2 protein-coding genes are annotated in these 860 nt (G+C 51.3%); both read right to left on the bottom strand.

All coding sequences use genetic code 11. The features are described from left to right. Window positions 1–237: hypothetical protein (locus ACVRRC_RS22025; protein WP_472997583.1), on the bottom strand; the 237-nt coding region annotated here is incomplete at its 3' end. A 35-nt stretch (window positions 238–272) separates the two neighbouring features. After that, complete coding sequence (locus ACVRRC_RS22020; RefSeq protein WP_472997582.1) at window positions 273–728, bottom strand: hypothetical protein; 456 nt, start codon at window positions 726–728, stop codon at window positions 273–275. Window positions 729–860: the final 132 nt, after the last annotated feature.

Genomic DNA, 860 nt, shown 5'->3' with positions numbered 1-860 from the left:
TGTACCCGCAATGCCACCGCCGGATTTAGCCAGCTGCGCAAAGTGCCCCTCAACACTTCCGTACAGGCTTTTACCGTTGTTTTCGACCTCAACCACCTGCGCTTGAAGCGCGTTAAGTTTGGTCTTGATACCGCTCGTTTGTACGGCGGTGTAAAGGCTCGCGCCCATTGAAACGGCGATCATCACGCCAATAGCGATTGGCCCGATGACTTGAATTTTATTGATTTGCTTGGACATCGTTTTCTTACCCCACTTAAGAATTAATCTGTCACTTAAAATTTGGTGAATTGGTTATCGACATACATCTTCAGTCGATACTGACGCAGATCTTCTGGCTCACCTCGGGTCAGCACGTCAATTTCATGCTGGCTCAGGCGGTAACCTGGCGTTGAGCAATAACGCTCTTTAATTTGCAGGTACTCAACACGTTTGGCGGTCTGCTTACTGTTCGGCAGCATGAATGAATTTTCATCGCAGAATCTGGGTGACTGAGTAAACGTCCCGCGCGGACCGTTGGCATAGGCAGTGTTAGATATGCTGGTCAGCAAGATCTGGGTATCGAGATCACGAGCAACATAACGCTTGCCCGTTTGGTCATGAACGGCATACGGGCTCACAAGCGTGTGCTCGTAGCCTGGATGGCGAAGTGCGGCACCGCCGCGCTCAGTGCTGTAGTAGGACTCTGAAAACTCATAGCCCTCAGGGTAAGTTGCCTTGACCACCGTCACCTGCGTTTCATCAACGTAGGTACGCTCTGGGGCCTACGGTTTTTCCGCCGCACACCCAGTCAAGGTGGCAATGATGAGGGTTGCCCGCAAAGACAAAGCCAAACGATTACGGGTTTTCATCACTTCTTCTCC

This window comes from Stutzerimonas sp. LR2 (assembly GCF_055755175.1).
The sequence above is the reverse complement of the archived record's forward strand: the minus strand, read 5'-3'. Positions and strand labels throughout refer to the sequence as shown.